Raw genomic sequence first — 19100 nt, 5'->3', positions numbered from 1 at the left:
AGAGCGTCACCAGAGGCACTCCCACGCGAAGCGTGGGAGCGATCATCGCAGGCAAGCCAGCTCCCACACTCAGATCAGCGCACGATCTTGTCTACCTGAATCCCCAGCTTTTTCAGGCGATACCAGAAGCTGCGCTCGGAAATCCCGATCCGCTGCGCCGCTGCGGCCTGCACCCCATTACTCTCCTGCAACGCCGCAAGAATGTAGGCTTTCTCCACCTCGGCCAGCGCCGCATCCAGATCCCGCGGCACGCCCGGCCCGTCGCTGAGGATCGCGGTCACATCGCCCTCGCTTGGTTTGGACGCAAACAGATACCCCGGCAAATCAATATCCTCGATCACCGATGAAGCCGCGACGATGGTTGCGCGCTCCACGCAGTTTTGCAGCTCGCGAATATTGCCCGGCCAGTGATACGCCGCCATGGCCTGCAACGCCTCGGGGCTGAAACCGGTGATGCGTTTGCCGGTGGTGGCGCTCAGGGTGTGGGCGAAGTGGCGCGCCAGGGGCGCAATGTCTTCCACACGTTCGCGCAACGACGGCAACGGAATCGGGAAGACATTCAGGCGGTAATACAAGTCTTCGCGAAACTCCTTGGCTGCCACCGCATCCAGCAGGTTCTTGTTGGTGGCGGCAATTACCCGTACATCCACCTTGCGCTCGCGGGGGTCGCCCACCGGTTCGATAACCCGCTCCTGCAAGGCGCGCAGAATCTTGGCCTGCAACGCCAAGGGCATATCACCCACCTCATCCAGAAACAGCGTGCCCTTGTCGGCCTGCATGAAGCGCCCTACCCGGTCAGCCACGGCGCCGGTGAACGCGCCTTTGCGATGGCCGAACATCTCGCTTTCCAGCAAGCCTTCAGGGATGGCCGCGCAATTGACCGCCACGAAGGGTTGGTCGGCACGGCTGCCATGCTTGTGGATGGCGCGGGCGACCATTTCCTTGCCAGTGCCGCTTTCGCCGGTCAGCAGGATAGTAGCGTTGCTGTCGCGCACCGAATCGACCGCCTGGAGCACTTGGCGAAACGCCGGGCTATCGCCCACCAGGCTGTCGAACTGCGCATGCTCGTCCAGCTCGGCGCGCATGCGCGCGTTGTCGCGCATGATGTCGCGAAACTGCAGGGCCTTGGCCACGGTGATGTCCAGCTCGTCGATGTCGAACGGCTTGGCAATGTAGTCATAGGCACCGTTACGCATCGACTGCACGGCGTTTTTCACCGTGCTGTAGGCCGTCATCACGATCACCGGCAAGGTCGGATAACGCACCTTGATTTCGGCCAGCAACGCCGGCCCGTCCATGCCCGGCATGCGCCAGTCGCTGATGACCAGGTCGATGTCCTCCTCCCCCAGCACCTTGAGCGCATGCAGGCCATTGCCCGCGCTGAACACCTGGATGCCGTTCTGGCTCAAGGCCTGGGTCAGCAGATCACAGAGCTTGGGCTCGTCGTCGACCACCAATACGTTATGCGTCATGCCCTTCCTCATCTTCACCGTCGTCTTCACCGTCAGCCGGAATGTACAGGCTGAAGGTCGCGCCGGCATCTTTCTCACTGGCGCATTCGATGCTGCCGTCGTGACTTTCCATGATCGAATAGACTTTGGCCAGGCCCAGGCCTGTGCCCGAGGCCTTGGTGGTGACGAATGGCGTGAAGATACGCTCCACCATGTCCGCAGGGATGCCCTCGCCGGTATCGGCGATGCTGATCACGGTGTTGTCGCCCACGCTGCGAATGCCCAGGGTCAGGCGCCCGCCGTCGGGCATCGCGTCGATGGCGTTGAGAATCAGGTTGAGACAGGCCTGCTTGAGCTGCTTGGCATCGGCGTAGATCGTCGCGCCAGGCGCCTGGTCGTCGATCTGCGCGTCAATGCGATGGCTGCTCAGCTCCGGGCCGCAGAAACCGAGGATTTCTTCCACCAGGGCGCGTGCCGGTTGCTGCACGCGTATCGGCGGGTTGGGCTTGGCGAAATCGAGGAACTCGGTAATCAGCTCGTTGATGCGGCTGACTTCGCTGATGACATATTCCAGGTGACGCTTGTCGGTTTCCGCCAGGTCAGCGCGCCGATGCAACAGTTGGGTGGCGGTCTTGATGATGCCCAATGGGTTGCGAATTTCGTGAGCCAGGCCCATGGCGACTTCACCCAGGGCATGCAAGCGGTCACGCCGGCGCAGTTGGGCTTCCAGATGATGCAACTCGCCCAGGCGTTCGGTCATGTGGTTGAAGGTGCTGCTCAATTGCGCCAGTTCGTCACCGCCACTGACCACCACACGGTGTGCATAACTGCCCGAGATCACCGCATCCACGCCCTGGGACAAATCGCGCAGAGGCTTGGTCAGGCGCCGCGACACCAACAACCCAGCCGCCAATGACAGCGCCGAGCTGACCAGGAAGATCAGCACGAACAGGTTGCTCTGGTTCACCAACCCCACCAGGCTGGTATGGCGTAGCAGGCCGCTGAAGATCACGCCTTGCAACTCACCGGCGTCATTGAAAATCGGCCAATACAAACCGCTGTACTGGTTAGTGAACTGCTCGCTGGGCTGCTTGGTGCTGCGCAGGTAGGCCTCGACATTCTTGGGGATGCGCGAGGGATGATTGGCGAAGCGCTGGGTGGAAAATATTTCGGAAAAACCGGCAGGGTTGGCCAAATACAGACGCAGGTCGAGGGAATGCACATCGGCCACGCTGGTGAGGAAACTGCTGTCCAGGTAAGTGGCGACCAGCAACAAGTAATCAACGCCGTCACGGCTGGTTTCGAAGGTCGACACCACCAGGCCCGTGCTCACGCCGGCGACTTGCACGGTTTGCAGCACCGCGTTGCTGGTGAGGTTGATCTGCCTGACGATGTCATCGGCGGCCGTGCTGAACATCACTTTGCGGTCGCTGGTGCGAATCAGTGCGACCACGTCGATATCGGTGGCATCGGCAATGTCGGCGGTGAGCCGGTCATGCTTTTCGGCATTTTTGGACGACGGCGGGCTGGTATAGCGCAGGAACAGCTTGGCCATGCGCGCGTTGTCGTGAAGGATGTCGCCGATTTCGTCCTTGACGATCTTGGTCGACTCTTGCAGCCAGATACGCACGTTGCTGTCGAAAATCTGCGACAGCGTGGTGGCAGCCAGCTCAGCCGCGATCATCGTAGGAATCACGCTGACCAGCCAGAACGCCAGCACCAGCTTGCGCTGGACGCTCCAACGCGAAATGGCAAAGGGGCGGGCTTTCTGGCGGGTCTTGGTAATCATCAGGTTTCGCTTATCGCAGCAGCCATGGCAGGGTCGGAACGATCCGGTCGAATAAACAGTTTTACAAGCTTGAGCAGGCCGTTGACCAGCCAGTTACGGTGGCGGAAGAACAGGCTGTTGCCCTCGAACTCGCACCCCAGGCGCAGTTTACTGGCATACCCGGCCTGGCCGCACTCGTACAGCGCAATACGGTGTTCAATACAGTAGTCGACATTGGTCAACCAGCTACGGAAGTACAGGTTGTACTCGCGGCTGAACGCAAGGTCATGGCCAAAGAACTTGTCCACCAGCCGATGCTCATCCAGCAGGATCAGGTTGAACGCCACCAGGCGCTCGTCCACCCAGTACAGAACACAGACCGCCCGCTCGTGCAGGTGTTCGAGCACCCCCGTGAAGTAACCAGCGGGCAGGCGCTCGAACTGCAAGTCTGCGCGCGCGAGCGTGGCCTCGTACAGGCGCATGACCTCGGGCAGCACGTCATCGATATTGCGCCGCCACTCGACCCGCGGCCCTGGTGCGCGCAGTTTGCGGCGCAGGTCCTTGCGCGTGGATTTGCCCAGCGACCCCAGGTAGGCATCCACCGAGCCATAAGGCAGGGGCAACACCCCCGTGGGCAAACTGGGCATGCTTTGAAAGCCTGCGGCAAGGCAGCTCTGGGCCCAATGCGGGTCGTTGGTGGGCGCATCCTTGACCGCCAGCAAGCCGATACCGAGCGCGTTGGCATCGCTGCGCGCAGCCGCCAGTAACTGCTGCAACAGCAACGGGCGCCGGGATTCGGCCACATGGCTGGCGACACCGGCATCACAGCGCTCAGCCACCGGCGAACCGATGGCGTACAACGCCAGTTGCAAAACACCAGGCCACAGCCGCTCCAGGCGCTCGGTCAAGCGTTTGCCGGCCCCCGACAGCGTAGTGTCGAGGCGATAATGGGTGATGAACGCGGCAGCCACGGCCACCAGCGTTTGATCCTCGAAGACCGCCAGGTAACGCCACTGAAAGTCATCGATTGCGGCGTTTTCCACGGCCAGGTAATAGTCCCAATCCTCCAGGGCACCGGGAAAACAGTCGTTCCAGGCATCGCGCTGGATAGCCCGGATGGTCGGGAAGGCTTGGGTGGTTATCACAGATTGCCCTTATTTCAATGGCGAACGCCGATCCAATGTGGGAGCTGGCTTGTCGGGTCGCCGCATCGCTGCGATGCAGGCGCCGCGGTGTATCAGGCAGATTGCAGTGATGCCATCGCCGGCAAGCCAGCTCCCACAGGTGCCTGCGTTGGCTTGAAGACTGCGTGCTGCTCGACAAACCTGGCACTCAACTCGATCACCCGGCGGTACTGCAAATCGACCGTGATCATGTGGTAGCAGTTGTCCAACAGGATCTTGGTCACCGGCCCGCCGAGGTGACGCTCCACATAATCGGCGTTCCAACGGCTGGTGATGTCGTCCTCGATGGAATGCAGCACCAGCGCCGGCACCTTGATCTGGGGCATGCGTTTCTTGACCACCGCGTTCATGCGGTGCAGCTCGCGCACGGTGATGCCTTCCATGGTCAGCAACCCCACCTCACTGCTCTCGCCTTCCTTCATCTGCCGCTCGACGATGGCCCGCAGGCGCTCGTTCTTAATGCCATAGGGCGGCTTCTCTTCGAAGCTGCAAATGTGCACGCCGAACGGAATCTTCATCAGCAAGGGCGTGAGAAACGCCAGTTTGTTGATGCTCCAGCCGTCGTACTTCAAGGTGGTGGAATACATCAGCAACCCGGCGACTTGCCCTGGGTGTTCGGACGCCACATACATCGACATCACCGCGCCCATGGACAAGCCACCGACAAACACCTGCCCGTGGCGTTGCTTGACCTGTACGAAGGTCTTGCGCACGCCTTCGTACCAGTCCTGCCAGCCGGTGGCCTGCAAGTCGCTGTTGTCGCCGCAGTGCCCGGCCAGCGTGGGCACATACACCGTGCAGTTGCCCGCCTTGGCCAGGCCCTTGGCGACCTGGCGCAACTCGGTCGGTGTGCCGGTCAGGCCGTGGATCAACAGGATCCCGACCGGACCATCACCGAGAACGAAACCGGCAGTGCCTTCACCGAGGTCGATCCCTTGAGCATTCACCGCGTGGTCGCTCGCACCAGCAGTTGCTCCAGCAACTTCAGGCCCAGGTCGATTTCCGGGTAGCTGATTTCCAGGGACGGCGCCAGGGTGATCACGTTCTTGTAGTAACCGCCCACATCGAGGATCAACCCGAGCTTCTGGCCGTCTACCAGCATGTCGCCTTTCATGCCTTCTTCGACCATGTAGTCCAGGGTCGCCTTGTCCGGGGTGAAGCCATCCGGGCCGCAGATTTCGCAGCGCAGCGCCAGGCCCAGGCCGTCCACATCGCCGATGATGGGGAAGCGTTTTTGCAAGTCTTGCAGGCCTTCCAGGAAGTATTTGCCCTTGGCCATGACCATGGCGCCGTAGTCGACTTCGCTGGTCATCTTGAACATTTCCAGGCCCACCGCAGTGCCCAACGGGTTGGAGGCGAAGGTGGAGTGAGTCGAACCTGGCGGGAACACCTTCGGGTTGATCAACTCTTCACGGGCCCAGATACCGCCCAATGGGTTGAGACCATTGGTCAACGCCTTGCCGAACACGATCACGTCCGGCTGTACATCGAAGTGCTCGATCGACCAGAGTTTGCCGGTGCGATAGAAGCCCATCTGGATTTCGTCGGACACCATCAGGATGCCGTGCTGGTCCAGGACGTGCTTGAGCTCGCGGTAGAAATTCATCGGCGGGATCACGTAGCCGCCGGTGCCCTGGATCGGCTCGACATAGAAAGCTGCGTATTCGCACTGGTTGGTCTTAGGGTCCCACACGCCGTTGTATTCGGTCTCGAACAAGCGGGCGAACTGCTGCACGCAATGGCTGCCGTACTCTTCCTTGGTCATGCCCTTAGGGCCACGGAAGTGGTAAGGGAATGGGATGAAATTGGCGCGTTCGCCAAAGTGGCCGTAGCGACGACGATAGCGGAAGCTAGAGGTGATCGACGAGGCGCCGAGGGTGCGCCCGTGGTAGCCGCCTTCGAAGGCGAACATCAAGCTTTTGCCGTTGCTGGCGTTGCGCACCACCTTCAGGGAATCTTCGATGGACTGCGAACCGCCGACGTTGAAGTGCACACGGCCGTCGAGGCCGAACTTGTTCTTGGCATCGACCGCGATCATTTCCGACAGCTCGATCTTGCCTTTGTGCAGGTACTGGCTGGCGATTTGCGGCAGGGTGTCGATCTGCTTTTTCAGCGCGTTGTTCAGGCGCGGGTTGGCATAGCCGAAGTTGACGGCCGAGTACCACATCTGCAGATCGAGGTAGGCCTGGTCTTCGGTGTCCCACACATAGGAGCCTTCGCAGCGGCTGAAAATACGCGGCGGCTCGATGTAGTGAACGGTGTCGCCGTAGGAGCAATACTTGGCTTCTTTATCCAGAAGCACCTGGTCTTCAGCGGTAGCGATACGGATATCAGACATGATGGAAGAGTTCCTGATTGTCAGAAGAGGTGTTGAAGGTGGTGGCGTTGGCGGCGAGGCCTTGTGGCAGCTTGGCCAGCAACGCCGGCACTTGCGCAAAGCTGTCGAAGCGCGCATGAGGAATCTGGTGGGCGACGCAGTAGTCGGCGAGGCTGCCCTTGGCGAACACGAAGTCGGCGGTGGAGGCCACGCACATGTCGGACTTGCCGTCGCCGATCACCAGCACGCGCTTGTTGCGCGGCGTGGATTTGCACTTGCAGTTGCCGGCAGCGGCGCGACAGGCATCGCTGGCATACGGGAAGTCGATGCGCCAGCTGTCCTGGTCGACCTGGCGCAGGCGGTTGGCGAGGATCGGCAACAAGGTCACGTAATTGCGCGAAAGGATGCGGGCAATGCCCTGCTCGATGCCATCGCTGACCACCTCGATGGAAGCACCCAGGCCCATGACGTGATCGACAAAATCCGGGAAGTCCGGGTCGATCTGGACGCTGTCAAAGTACGCCAGCAGTTCAGCCGGGGTGGCCTTGATCAGCGCCAGTTGGCGGCTCAGGCATTCGCGTGAACCGATATGCCCATCCAGCCATTCCTGCTCAATGGTTTCCCACTCGGGGCCGGCGAAGCGTTGGAGGACGTTGTCGATGACATCCGTGGGAGTAATGGTCCCGTCGAAGTCACACACGATATGCCAGTTGATCATCTGCCTTTCCTTTAGGTAAAGGGCCTTGGAGGAGCGCGCTGTCTGCGCTTGCCAAGGGATAGAGCAGGGACTGTGCCAACTGGCCAAAACCCCGCAGGGCTGGGGGTGAGCGCGAAATGCGCAGCGATATATGTCGCAGGAGCTACAATTTTTGTAGCTTGCTACAAACAACATGAGTGCTTGCGCAGGCGCGTCGGTTTGCGCGTTCATGCGCGCCTGCCCACCTTCAGGAAACGTCTCCATGTCCAAGCTCGCTGCTGCTGTATTCACCGGTTTACTTGGAGGGTGGGGCCTTTGCAGTGCCGCGTGGGCAGAAGGCATCACGGGCGACGTGGGCGCGGGCCTCAGCTATCAGCCCCACGACCCCAGCGCCAGCCGCTACGAAACCCGGCCTGTGCCTTACCTGGACCTGGATTGGGGCGACGTCAGCCTGAGTACCGATGACGGCCTCACCTGGAGCGCCCTGGATACACACGGCCTGACCGCTGGCCCCTATATCAACTACCTTCCGGGGCGTACTTCCAACGGCGAATTGCAGGGCCTGCGCAACGTGTCGGACATGGCCGAGGTGGGCGGCTTCGTCCAATACGCCCCGGCCAATTTCTGGCGGGTCTATGCGCAATTGGGCCAGGCCGTGGGCGGCGGGCATTCCCAGAGCGGCGCCCTGGGCAAAATCGGCGGCGAGCTGGGTTACCCCGTGGGTGGCGGGATTATCGGCAGCAATAGCCTGGTTGCGCATTTTGCCGATGCGCGCCAGACCAATACCTTCTTCGGCGTGGACGACAACGAAGCCGTCGCTTCAGGCTTGCGGCCCTATAACGCGAGCGGGGGCTTCCAGAATGTGACGCTGAGCCAAAGCTTCGCCTTCCCCCTGGCGCCCCATTGGTCGCTGCTGACCAGCGCCAGCTGGGTACACCTGGTGGGGTCGGCGGCCAAGAGCAGCATCGTCAAGGAGGCTGGCCATGTGAATCAGGGCCAGGTGCAGACGGCGATCAGCTACACCTTCGACTGAATTACACGGGAGCAAAATTGTGGGAGCGGGCTTGCTCGTGAAAGCAGTGTGTCCGTCACCCGCTACTTAACTGACCCACCGCATTAGCGAGCAAGCCCGCTCCCACATTGAGCCTGTGTTTCACAGCACTAACTTCAGTGTTCTTCGCCTTCAGCCAACAGCGCGATACCACCGATAATCACCACCACGCCCACCCAATGCAGCACGCTGATGTGCTCGCCCAGCCCCAGCCAAGACCCCAGCAATACGGCCACAAACACCAGCGAACTCAGCGGAAACGCCAGGGACAAACTGCTACGCCGCAGGATCAGCATCCACACAAAAAACGCACCCAGATAGCTGGCAATCGCCGCCAGAATCCCCGGGTTGCGCGCCACGTCCGCCAGCCATTGCCAACTGAAGTCCATCGGCCCCAATTGATCGCCGGCCACCTTGGTGAACAACTGCCCGGCGCTTTCGGTGGCGATCAGCAGTGCCCACAGCACCAGGGTGCCAAGCCGCCCATGCAGCCAGCCGGTATTGATTGTTTGCGTTGTCATGCCTGGTTCCCCGCGATTGCTACCAACATCACACCCAAAGTGATCACCAATGTGCCCAGCCAGCGACGTCCGCTGACGGTTTCCTTGAGCACCACCCTGCCCGCCAACACCACCAGGCAATAGGCCAACGCCGCCAGCGGAAACAGCAGACTCAAGGGCGCACGGGACAGCGCTTCGAGCCAGACAAAAAACTCAATCACATAGGCGCCGACGCCGGCCCACAGCAGCGGCGCATTGAACACCTGGCCCCAGAACGCACGCAGGCGAAAACCGCCATCGAGTTGGGGCAAACGGTCCACGCCCAATTTGAAACACAGCTGGCCAATCACATCGAGGACGATGGAAAACGCCAGTAACAACACCACGGTCAGGGTCACGGGAACAGCTCCTCAAACAGGTCGATCAAGGCTTCATTGGTTGCAGCATTGCGCTGCAAGTCTTGCGGGCTCCAGCGCTCCGGTGGCGGCTGGTCGGACTTGGCTTCCCAGCGCTTGAACGCGTTGCTGAACGCCGGTGTGGCGAACTCACCGCAGATGTCGATGCCAATGATGCGTTTACCCGCCGCCAACGCCCGCAGGGCCTGGAGCAAATGGGTCAGGCGCATGCCGCCCTGGTCCCAGTTGGTGGCGGCGTCTTCACTGGCCAGCACATCTTTGTCGATGGTGATCCAGATCGCCTCGGTGGGCAGGCTGGCAATCATCTGGTCGAGGAAGGCTGCCCAATCCAGGTCCGCCAGGTTGCGCCAATGCAGGTGGTTTTCCTGTTGCTGGTGGCCGGCGCCGTCCCCCACCCGGCCCCAGACCTTGGACGGCGGATGCTGCCAGGGAAACAACTGCAAACGCCCGCGCTTGAGGGCGCCAAGGTTGCCGCCGCGCAGTTGCGGGTTATGCAGGTCATCGCTGCACGGGCCGAGGGTGACGATGCGTTGGATCGCCGGCATCTTCAGCGCCCGGTTGACCCACGAACCGCAGTGCCGCTTGGGCGCAAAGCGCACCCAGTCGGGGTGGTTGTCAAAGTGAATCAGGCTGACGGGCTCTTTGAGATCGGCCAAAAACGCCGGCGTAAGGTGGTGATAATCGCCGGAACCGACAAACAGGATTTCCGGGCGCGCGTCACGGGGCCGTGGCCGTTGGGCCAGGCGCTCGACGAAACGCTTCCAGGTTTTTTCGGTGGACCACAAACGCAATTTCGGGCCCAGGTCCAGCAGGTCCAGGCGCGTGGCCCGACCGCTGGCCAACCGCCGGGCAATCGGTGCCTGGCCGGTGAGGCTGTGGTCAAGGTCTAGAATGTTCAAGGTAAGTTTCACCCCTAATGGCAGCGCCCAACCGCAGGCCGGTTGGGCTTTAGGGGTGTAATGCAAGGGATGGGCCAGCGCTCGGATGAGCGCCATGTTTGCAAACAATGAGTATCACGTGTGGGAGCTGGCTTGCCGGCGATAACGGTGTGTCAGCCAGCCCATTTGCAACTGACAGTCCGCTATCGCAGGCAAGCCAGCTCCCACATTTTGCTCCGTGCTCGGCCTCAGGATTTCGATTCGTTGATAATCTGGCGAATCGCGCCGACGAAGGCTTCCGCCGGTTGCCCACCGCTCACCGCATATTGGTCATTGAAGACAATGGTCGGCACCGAACTCACCCCACGAGAAACCCACAGCTGTTCCTGCTCGCGGACTTCGGCGGCGTATTCATCGCTGGCAAGAATCTCGGCGGCGCGCGCAATGTCCAGCCCTACGCTCTCGGCGATGATCGCCAGGGTCGCGTGGTCGGAAGGGTCCTGGCCATCGCTGAAATACGCCTTGAACAGCGCTTCCTTGAGGTTGTATTGCAAACCTTCCAACCCGGCCCAATGCAACAGGCGGTGCGCGTCGAAGGTGTTGTAGATACGGCTCTGGCCGTCGGTGCGGAACGCAAAGCCCAATGCGGCGCCCATGTCGCGGATACGCGCACGATTAGCCTGGGACTCTTGCGCCGTGGAGCCGTACTTTTCGGTGATGTGCTCGACGATGTTCTGCCCGATGGCGGGCATGTTCGGGTTCAGTTCGAACGGCTGGAAATGAATCTCGGCCTGCACTTCGCTGCCGAGCTGGTCGAGGGCTTCGGTCAGGCCGCGCAGGCCGATGATGCACCAGGGGCAGGATACGTCGCTGACGAAATCGATTTTCAGGGGGGTACTCATGGTGGGCAACCTCGCGGGCAGTCATGCGCATACATAAAGGTTGCACGATACACCACCTTCACAGCACCTTCGAAGGCTCGCTCAAATCGATCTGCGCCCAGTGCGCGGCATCCTGGCGATGGGCTTGCAGGTAGGGCAACACCGCCGCCAGCAAGGGCGCCTTGAACGCTTCCTGAAAACGGTGGGCCAGGCCGGGAATCAATTTCAACTGGCTGCCCTGGATATGCGCGGCCAGATGCACGCCGTGCATTACCGGCAACAACGGGTCGGCGGTGCCGTGTACGACCAGGGTCGGCACCCGCAGTTGGTTGAGCAAGGGCACACGGCTCGGCTCGGCCAGGATCGCCATGATCTGGCGCTTCACGCCTTCGGGGTTGAAGGCGCGGTCATAGGACAGCGCCGCCTGGTGCAGCAACGCCTGGCGATCGTCCTTGATATCCGGGCTGCCCAACGCCGCGAGCAAGTCTGCCTGTTGCTCCAGCGCCACCTCACGATTGGGCGCGCTGCGCCGCGACAGCAATTGCACCAGGGCTGCGTTCGGTGCGGGCAGGCCCTCGGCGCCGGAGCTGGTCATGATCAGGGTCAGGCTTTCCACACGCTGTGGCGCCATGGCCGCCAGGTGTTGAGCGATCATGCCGCCCATGCTTGCGCCAAGGACATGAAATTGCTGCACCTGCAATGCATCCATCAAGCCCAGCGCGTCGTCGGCCATGTCGGTCAACGTATAGGGTGCCGCCACCGGCAAACCGAGCTTGTAGCGCAGCACTTCGAAGGTCAGGTTGGCGCTCGCCGGCGCCTGCCGCCAGGTGGACAGGCCGACGTCGCGGTTGTCGTAGCGAATCACCCGAAAGCCTTGTTCGCACAGGGCCACCACCACTTCATCCGGCCAGTGAATCAACTGCCCGCCCAGCCCCATCACCAGCAGCAACGCAGGGTCGGACGCACGGCCGATACTTTGATAGGCGATGCTCACCTGAGCCAGGTCGACCGTTTGGGTCGGGACATTGACATCACACCGAGAAGCCGCAAAAGACGGCAGGCCGAACAGGAGAGCGGCCACTAAAAACAACGCACGCATGAAAAACACCAAAACGCAGAACCCCAGTAGAGCGCGAGTCTGATGAAGTTTGTTCAAGCGCGCTGCCACAGTTCGATGACAGTTTGATGAAGAGTGCCCAGCGGTCATGTCGATAGCTATGTGCCGCAGCCCACTTGGCATGTCGATCTCTAATAGGGCTTTGGCCTTTTAGATAGAGCGAATCCGCCCCATGCCTTCTTCCATTGCCCTACCTCCTGCGACACACCCACTGATGCAACCGGCCATCGACGAACACCTGCTCGCCGATGCCACGCCACGCTTGCAGAACTGCCGCGCCGAGCTGCTCGTGCTAATGGAGGGTATCCCGACGGTGCGCGACATCATCAATCGGATGCTCCAAGCGCAGCTTCAATTGGACGGCGAGCGCGTGGCACTGGAGTTTCCCGCCACCGAGCGACGTGGGCGCAGCCGCATTGTCCTGACAGATGCCTGCCTCTATATGCAACAGCATCCGGCCCTGGATACAGCGCAGGAGCCAGACGCACGTGTGCTCAACCTGCCGCGGTCCCACGCGTTGTCGCGCTACACCGCGGCGATGCTGCTCGACGAGCTCAAGGGCCTGGACCTGGAACAAAGCCTGGATGACCACTGGCTGCGCTACTGGCGTACAGAGCGAGCGCCCCGCTCGCCGGTAACTTGCTACAAGCGGGTGCTGGAGCTGTACCGGATTCACATTGAAGCCAGCGCTGAGCGGTCACTCGCCTCGGGGAAGGTGCATGCCGAAGTCCTCGATCCCGTGTTTTCACTGCTCCATTCGCAGTCTGCTACAGCGCAGACACCTCGCCGCTACACCGAACACCTATTTCTCAAGCCCCACGACGCCCCAGCCATCGCCCTGCCTGGTGCCTGGGTATTGAGCCTCGATACGGAAACGCCGGCCAGTCAACTGCTGTACCTGCCCACTCAGGTTCCGACATGGAAGGTATTGAGCAGACGCGAAGACTTGGAACGCTGGCTGCTCGACCGACAGCAAGCGCTGTTCGGCATCACCGAGGTCGATCCTTTGGCAAGGATCGACTATAAGGCCAGCCACAACCCGCTGGAAACGGGCATCACCCTTTGGCTGAAACAATTGACCGAGGCGCAATATCAGGACGCGCTGAGCCCGCTTGCGAACGTACAGATTCACAACGCTTACTTGGCCCTCCAGCACGTCGACCGGCTTGATGACATGCGTAAAACCCGCTGTCTGTTTGCCTCGGAGCCTGAACACCCGGAATCGGCCGTCGGCACCACTAGCACCCCACCCGTTCCCCAATTCGGCCGGCTGCATAACGGTGTCGATACCCGCCAACGCAAAGCTTTGATCGAGCACCAACGGCGCGCCCTGGAAAACCTGTTGGGCAACGACACACCAACGAGTGAGCGCTGGCAGTCATTCAAGCAACAACTGGACGCACTCAAGGCGCTACAACACGCTGCCGAAGCGGCGGCGCGGGCCATGCTCAACCGAGCGCCCCTGGATTTCGACACGCTCAACACCCACTACACCGCGCTGTACCAGGCACGTTTGCAGGGGGTCAAGACCGAAGCGCGTATCCAGAGAACCCTCGATCAACTAAGTGAGGACGAACTGCAACTGATCGAAAACGCCCTGGCCGCACCCTCGCCGGATGTCGTCGCATTGACCTTGTCGGTCACTCAGGCCGGGAATCCAATGCCTTCCCGCACCGAACTCAACGGGCCACTGGTTTTCCTTCCACCCCAGGACGAATCCACGGCCGGGACACGTGAAGGCGTGCATATCATTTACTGGCCCGGCAGGGACGGTGGTTTGCAGCGTTTCTCGTCGCGCCAGGCACTGGAGGATGGGATATTTGGCATTCAGCCCGAGGATCAACAACTGGCGCTGCAATTCACGACACTGACCCAGGACCCATTCGACTACAGCTTGAGCAGTCAACAGGCCGCCTTTGAAGAACAGGCCGCCCGCGTGCGCCAGACGTGGTCAGCCGATGAACACGCGTCACAGCGCGTCGGTGAACTGGAGCAACGGGTGGAGCAAACGCTGCCTGGCTTGTTGGTGCCCGAAAACTCGGCGCGTGAGGCGGCGTTTCTGCTACTTGTCGAACAACATAATGCGCGGCTGCTGGCCGAACGACTGCCGTCATGGCTGATCACTCAACCCGTTGAAAAACGCGAGGCATTCAAGGCCCTGCTACGCGCCTATATACCGGCGCTGAACAATGCCCAGACGCTGCTGGAGCGCTCCCTGCCACCGCGTGACGCGTTCGTCAGGCACAAGCTCGATGCGCGTATACGCAAGGATTTTTCCATCCGCAAAGGCTTTACTCTTCAACTGGAACTGCCTGACTCGGTGGAGCAAAAACGCGACATCATTGCCGGCGCCGCACCGGGTACTCCGGTCAAAATCATTGATGTACCCAGTGCCAGGCGCAGCCAGATGACGTTGGACGACCTGGCGCTACGCAACATCGACGCCGAACTGAGCCAGCGCCTGGGGTTCGTGACTGTCCAGGTGACAGCCGACGATGTCGAGGAGCGTGACACCCTCAAGGCTGGCATCACAAAAAGCTACCTGAAGGATCTAGTTACCGGCCTTGACCTGGCTAAACAGTACGAAGTCCGCATCCTCGACGCGTTCAAGGGCGCCCAGGGCGAATCCATCCATCAAAAACTCTACCGCCGCGAATGCCTGGTGGAGCCTTTGCGCCTGATGCTCAAAACGCAGGGCATATTGGCGCACATGCAGAACCACATCAGCGCCGACGAAGTACGGGTGTTGAACACCGCCATCGACGCCGATACCCAGGCCGCCTGGCACGCCAGCGCGAAGCGCATCCGTCTGCTGCCGGCTCATCTGAGTGTTGGTGGTGCGGACACCCGGCAGGAGAGCCAGATTACCCTGTCGGGCATCACATTCATCGAGGAACAAAACTCGGGCAGCACCTTGCTTTACCTTCCGGACGCGCCTGACGAACGCTACCTGCGCCGTTATGCCAATCTTGAGCAGGCGCGCATTGCCCTGTTCGAACTCTGCCGTCTCGACAGCATGGCGCTATACGTGGCGGGTCGCGCAATCAAGGGTGATGTGCGAGCACACCTGGGTCGTATCGACCATGCCACCGGTAAAGGCTACGACGCGATGATACAGGCCGGACTCCCCTGGCCAGTCACCACTTCGTTGGCCGCCCATCAGTTGAATGCTCAGATGGGCCGTTTGCTGGAAGCGCATCGTAATGATGCGCGATCCAATGATGACCTGGCCCACGAAAAATATTCTCTCAAAAGCGGCAAGGTGTTCAACGGCATTAAAATCGCTCTGTCGTTCGTACCCTTCATCGGCACTGCAGTGTCCCTGGCAGACGCCACCACCAGCCTGTACCAAGCCGTAGCTGCCTTCAGGCGCGGTGACAGCGGGCATGGCATCGAACAATTAGCCTCGGTGTTCGAGTGCCTGGTATACGCGGCGATGGATACCCTGGCGCTGGCGGCCGTGCCCGGCTCACGCGGCAGTTCGGCCCGGCGATTGAGCGCCGCCCACCAGCTCAAGCATCCGCGACGCCCAAACTTTTGGCGCTCTGTCAAAACACACCAGCGCACAACCGCACGCCAGCGTTTTGCCGGTTACGAACACCCGCATATCTTCAGTATCGACAGCCTGCAACCGGTACATACCGGGCCTTATCGCCATACCCTGCGCCACACCTCTGGCGAGCATTTCATCCTCAGTGAGGGGCGCTATTACAACGTCAAGTTTGATCCAACGGCTCACGAGATGCGTCTGGTCGCCAAGGGCAAGTATTACTCACCGGCCGTTGCCCTGGACCACGCGTTGCAGTGGGACACTTACTCGGCACTGCATGGCGGCCACCTCACGGGTTATGGCGGCGGCAGCAGGCGCACAGGACGTGACGCATCGCGGGCGCGGGCCAACGTGCCAGCAACCGTCGCTCGGCAACTGCCTGCAGACGCGCTTGAGGTCAATATGCAGCGCCTCGAACTCGGCCAATCCCTGCAAAACCAGGCCCGTGCCTGTTACGGTCAGGTCAGCGAGACCACCAGCAAGCTAAAGAAATTTGCCAGTGACTATCCGGCCCCGTCAGACGTATCACCACAAAAATTAACGGACAGCAAAATCCTGGATATCGCGCTGACCAGAGACGTCGACGATGCCAAGCACCTGTATGCATCGTTCGAAACGGCTAAACAGCGTCAAGTGCATATTCGCGACCTCGACTATTCCGAGGAACTGAACCGGACAGCCCACATCGTAGCGGACCGCCTGAACCACCTGATCCAGAATGCAAAAGACCGGGCCGGTGTGCTTATCGATCGAATCATCGAGATCAACCACCAACTGAACCGCTCATCTCACACACCAGGGGCTCTTCAAGCACTGACCCAGGAAATCAGACAGTGTCGCCTTGACTTGCTCGATGAGCTGAACCGGATAGAGGCCTCGATGAAAGACATGAGCACGTGGGTCAAACGCATCACCGTCAGGCACACGCGCACGGAGGTCTCCACCTACTTGGATGCCTGGAAAAACAGGTTTACCGACCTGCGCATGGCGAGCACGAGAAGCAGCAATCTCATGCAAGCGCTCAGCCTGCGGCCAGACACCTTGAGCATTGACTGGCTGTTTCTGGAGGCCGCAGTGCATCGAGCCAGAAGCAAGTTCGATCGTGCCGTCACCAGCCACATGACGTTGCCCGATGCCAACATCAGCCGTGTCGAACGCAACCGGGTCCTGCAAAACTGCATCAAGGTCTATGAAGACTTGTCGCTTGACTTGATAACCTGGAACGAAAAATCGCCCAGCCATTTCGACCAAAGCTTTCTGGCGCTGCTGCAGAAGGATCTTGCCCGCCTGATACGAAAAGCCCAGCGCACGATAAAAAAGCCCGCTTCCCAGTCAACATCGAACACCACCCAAACGGTGTTTGAAACTGAAGAGGGTCAGTTATTGATTGGTATCGAGAAGCCGGCCGGCCAGCAGTCGCCGAGGCAATTGATCATCAACGATGCGGATGGGGCGACTGTTGAAGTGTGGGACAAGATTGGCGACAGCAACACCTTTCGCTTGAACACCAACCAAAGCCGAACGGTTGCCGCCCCACCGAAGCTCCCCACCGACGTAAACGCCTTGCTCGCGAACGCCCGTGCACGCTTGGCGGCGGCGGATGCCTTTGAAAATAAGGTGCGAAGCTACAAAACCATGGAACCGATCAATCTTGAACATATGCTGGTGACCGAGGCCAACGATCTGCGTGCCCGCGCCAGCAAAGTGCAGAGCCTGGATGCAAACAACCCGATCATCGAACAACTGAACACTCGAGCCAGTGCGCTTGAAAAGTCCGGTGAAGCGTTGCGTATCACGCGCAGCCTGCAAAGCAGTACGCCTACCGAGGGCTACCTGGATTACCTGATGGGCAAAGGTCGCGTGGTAATCCGCAAGAAAGGCACACGGCAAAAAATGCGCGAAAAGCGTCCCGATGGACAAGACGACTACCTGCAAGAATATGAAATATACGAGGCGAGCAAGCAGGCGAAAACCGACAAACCGATCTGGTACGCCCATTTTCATTACGATGCGCCGAACTCGGCATTCGACAGTTTTCGCAAAGCACATTTAAAGCTGCAACATCAGCAATATCTCGGGATGAAATGGCAAGCCGCCAAAGAGGGTGCTGGCGCTGCCTTTGCCGACACCAGGATCTGGCGCGGCAACATCGACAAGTCGATCGCCGAAACCCACTTCCTGCCATTGGGTTGACGCCGTTACGCTGCGGCCAACATGAACAAAGCTCAATGCATTATCATTGAACGCAAATTGCACTCATGAAGGCCGCCATGCTCGAAATTCGCCACCTCAAGACGCTTCACGCCTTGCGCGAAGCTGACAGCCTGGTCGAGGCCGCCGAACGCCTGCACCTGACCCAGTCCGCCCTGTCCCATCAGTTCAAGGAGCTGGAAGAGCGCCTGGGCATGCAGTTGTTCGCGCGCAAGACCAAGCCTGTGCGCTTCACCAGTGCCGGCCTGCGCCTGCTGCAATTGGCCGACGCCACCCTGCCCTTGCTGCGCGGCGCCGAGCGCGATATTGCGCGGCTGGCAGGGGGCACCGCCGGGCGTTTGCACATGGCGATCGAATGCCACAGTTGTTTCCAGTGGCTGATGCCGACCATCGACCAGTTCCGCGATGCCTGGCCGGAAGTCGAGCTGGACCTGGCCTCGGGCTTTGCCTTCGCGCCGCTGCCGGCCCTGGCCCGTGGCGACCTGGACCTGGTGGTGACCTCCGACCCGCTGGAACTGCCGGGCATCACCTACGTGCCGCTGTTCACTTACGAAGCCATGCTGGCGGTGGCCAACCAGCACGCGTTGGCGAACAAGTCCTACATCGTGCCGGAAGACCTGCTGACAGAAACCCTGATCACCTACCCGGTGGAACGTGACCGCCTGGACATCTTCACCCGCTTCCTGGAACCGGCCGACGTTGAACCGGCCCAGGTACGGACTTCGGAGCTGACGGTGATGATGATGCAACTGGTGGCCAGCGGCCGTGGGGTGTGCGGCATGCCCCACTGGGCGCTGCATGAATACAGCTCGCGCGGGTATGTGAAGGCCAAGCGTTTGGGTGAGAAGGGTTTGTTCGCCACCTTGTATGCGGGCATTCGTGCCGACATGCTCGATGCGCCTTACATGCGCGACTTTTTGCTGACGGCCAAGGACACCTCATTTTCCACCTTGGATGGCGTCAGCGCGGCGCGTTGAACGGGCTTCAAGTGTGTGGCCTTGTGTGAGTAATGCCGGTCAGTTAAACGCAGCCCCCCCCTGTGGGAGCGGGCTTGCTCGCGAATGCGGTGGGTCAGTCAA

General features: G+C 60.5%; 14 protein-coding genes. 3 read left to right on the top strand and 11 right to left on the bottom strand.

The features are described 5' to 3' along the window. Positions 1–74: 74 nt before the first annotated feature. From RHM69_RS27520 to RHM69_RS27495, 6 genes are all read right to left on the bottom strand, one after another. Positions 75–1472 (bottom strand): sigma-54-dependent transcriptional regulator, encoded by a 1398-nt coding sequence (locus RHM69_RS27520; RefSeq protein WP_014717128.1) that lies wholly within the window; start codon positions 1470–1472, stop codon positions 75–77. Further along, positions 1462–3240 (bottom strand): sensor histidine kinase, encoded by a 1779-nt coding sequence (locus tag RHM69_RS27515; protein ID WP_032903293.1) that lies wholly within the window; start codon positions 3238–3240, stop codon positions 1462–1464. The genes RHM69_RS27520 and RHM69_RS27515 overlap by 11 nt, the downstream gene beginning before the upstream one ends. After that, complete coding sequence (locus tag RHM69_RS27510) at positions 3240–4364, bottom strand: GNAT family N-acetyltransferase (protein ID WP_020301176.1); 1125 nt, start codon at positions 4362–4364, stop codon at positions 3240–3242. Before RHM69_RS27510 ends, RHM69_RS27515 begins: the two co-directional genes overlap by 1 nt. A 92-nt stretch (positions 4365–4456) precedes the next feature. Further along, entirely contained in the window at positions 4457–5350 is an 894-nt protein-coding gene (locus RHM69_RS27505; protein WP_200599151.1) for an alpha/beta hydrolase, read from the bottom strand. Continuing rightward, a complete protein-coding gene (locus tag RHM69_RS27500; protein ID WP_003188936.1) occupies positions 5347–6741 on the bottom strand; it encodes an aspartate aminotransferase family protein in 1395 nt (464 codons plus the stop codon). Before RHM69_RS27500 ends, RHM69_RS27505 begins: the two co-directional genes overlap by 4 nt. Next, entirely contained in the window at positions 6734–7438 is a 705-nt protein-coding gene (locus tag RHM69_RS27495) for an MtnX-like HAD-IB family phosphatase (protein WP_137270374.1), read from the bottom strand. The genes RHM69_RS27500 and RHM69_RS27495 overlap by 8 nt, the downstream gene beginning before the upstream one ends. A gap of 241 nt (positions 7439–7679) precedes the next feature. On the opposite strand from RHM69_RS27495, the gene RHM69_RS27490 reads away from it, so the two are divergent. Beyond that, positions 7680–8450, top strand: coding sequence for a MipA/OmpV family protein (locus RHM69_RS27490; RefSeq protein WP_058410459.1), 771 nt, complete (start codon positions 7680–7682; stop codon positions 8448–8450). A gap of 134 nt (positions 8451–8584) precedes the next feature. Here RHM69_RS27490 and RHM69_RS27485 read toward each other — a convergent pair whose 3' ends face one another. The 5 genes from RHM69_RS27485 to RHM69_RS27465 all read right to left on the bottom strand — a co-directional run bounded on the left by RHM69_RS27485 (position 8585) and on the right by RHM69_RS27465 (position 12242). Next, positions 8585–8989 carry an EamA family transporter gene (locus tag RHM69_RS27485; protein WP_014717122.1) on the bottom strand — a complete coding sequence of 135 codons (405 nt, stop codon included), beginning with the start codon at positions 8987–8989 and terminating at the stop codon, positions 8585–8587. Next, on the bottom strand, positions 8986–9366 hold the full coding sequence (locus tag RHM69_RS27480) for an EamA family transporter (protein WP_014717121.1): 381 nt from the start codon (positions 9364–9366) through the stop codon (positions 8986–8988). The genes RHM69_RS27485 and RHM69_RS27480 overlap by 4 nt, the downstream gene beginning before the upstream one ends. Further along, positions 9363–10283, bottom strand: coding sequence for an arginase (locus RHM69_RS27475; protein ID WP_032872911.1), 921 nt, complete (start codon positions 10281–10283; stop codon positions 9363–9365). The genes RHM69_RS27480 and RHM69_RS27475 overlap by 4 nt, the downstream gene beginning before the upstream one ends. Positions 10284–10510: 227 nt before the next feature. Continuing rightward, positions 10511–11164, bottom strand: coding sequence for a DsbA family oxidoreductase (locus tag RHM69_RS27470; protein ID WP_014717119.1), 654 nt, complete (start codon positions 11162–11164; stop codon positions 10511–10513). 58 nt (positions 11165–11222) lie between these two features. Continuing rightward, on the bottom strand, positions 11223–12242 hold the full coding sequence (locus RHM69_RS27465) for an alpha/beta fold hydrolase (protein ID WP_019817689.1): 1020 nt from the start codon (positions 12240–12242) through the stop codon (positions 11223–11225). Between the two features lie 190 nt (positions 12243–12432). Here RHM69_RS27465 and RHM69_RS27460 point away from each other — a divergent pair, with 190 nt between their 5' ends. Both RHM69_RS27460 and metR read left to right on the top strand, forming a co-directional pair. Beyond that, positions 12433–18003: a dermonecrotic toxin domain-containing protein gene (locus tag RHM69_RS27460; RefSeq protein WP_234451966.1), complete on the top strand. Its 5571-nt coding sequence runs from the start codon at positions 12433–12435 to the stop codon at positions 18001–18003. Positions 18004–18080: 77 nt separating this feature from the next. Beyond that, positions 18081–18998: a transcriptional regulator MetR gene (gene metR, locus RHM69_RS27455; protein WP_014717116.1), complete on the top strand. Its 918-nt coding sequence runs from the start codon at positions 18081–18083 to the stop codon at positions 18996–18998. The last annotated feature ends 102 nt before the right edge of the window (positions 18999–19100 follow it).

Source organism: Pseudomonas sp. CCI1.1 (assembly GCF_034348165.1).
Lineage (GTDB): Bacteria > Pseudomonadota > Gammaproteobacteria > Pseudomonadales > Pseudomonadaceae > Aquipseudomonas > Aquipseudomonas paracarnis.
The sequence above is the reverse complement of the archived record's forward strand: the minus strand, read 5'-3'. Positions and strand labels throughout refer to the sequence as shown.

Bases quoted from the DNA above. Each gene is read 5' to 3' on its own strand.
- RHM69_RS27520 (WP_014717128.1), bottom strand. From the start codon at position 1,472: ATGACGCATAACGTATTGGTGGTCGACGACGAGCCCAAGCTCTGTGAT.
- RHM69_RS27515 (WP_032903293.1), bottom strand. From the start codon at position 3,240: ATGATTACCAAGACCCGCCAGAAAGCCCGCCCCTTTGCCATTTCGCGT.
- RHM69_RS27500 (WP_003188936.1), bottom strand. From the start codon at position 6,741: ATGTCTGATATCCGTATCGCTACCGCTGAAGACCAGGTGCTTCTGGAT.
- RHM69_RS27495 (WP_137270374.1), bottom strand. From the start codon at position 7,438: ATGATCAACTGGCATATCGTGTGTGACTTCGACGGGACCATTACTCCC.
- RHM69_RS27490 (WP_058410459.1), top strand. From the start codon at position 7,680: ATGTCCAAGCTCGCTGCTGCTGTATTCACCGGTTTACTTGGAGGGTGG.
- RHM69_RS27485 (WP_014717122.1), bottom strand. From the start codon at position 8,989: ATGACAACGCAAACAATCAATACCGGCTGGCTGCATGGGCGGCTTGGC.
- RHM69_RS27470 (WP_014717119.1), bottom strand. From the start codon at position 11,164: ATGAGTACCCCCCTGAAAATCGATTTCGTCAGCGACGTATCCTGCCCC.
- RHM69_RS27465 (WP_019817689.1), bottom strand. From the start codon at position 12,242: ATGCGTGCGTTGTTTTTAGTGGCCGCTCTCCTGTTCGGCCTGCCGTCT.
- RHM69_RS27460 (WP_234451966.1), top strand. From the start codon at position 12,433: ATGCCTTCTTCCATTGCCCTACCTCCTGCGACACACCCACTGATGCAA.
- metR (WP_014717116.1), top strand. From the start codon at position 18,081: ATGCTCGAAATTCGCCACCTCAAGACGCTTCACGCCTTGCGCGAAGCT.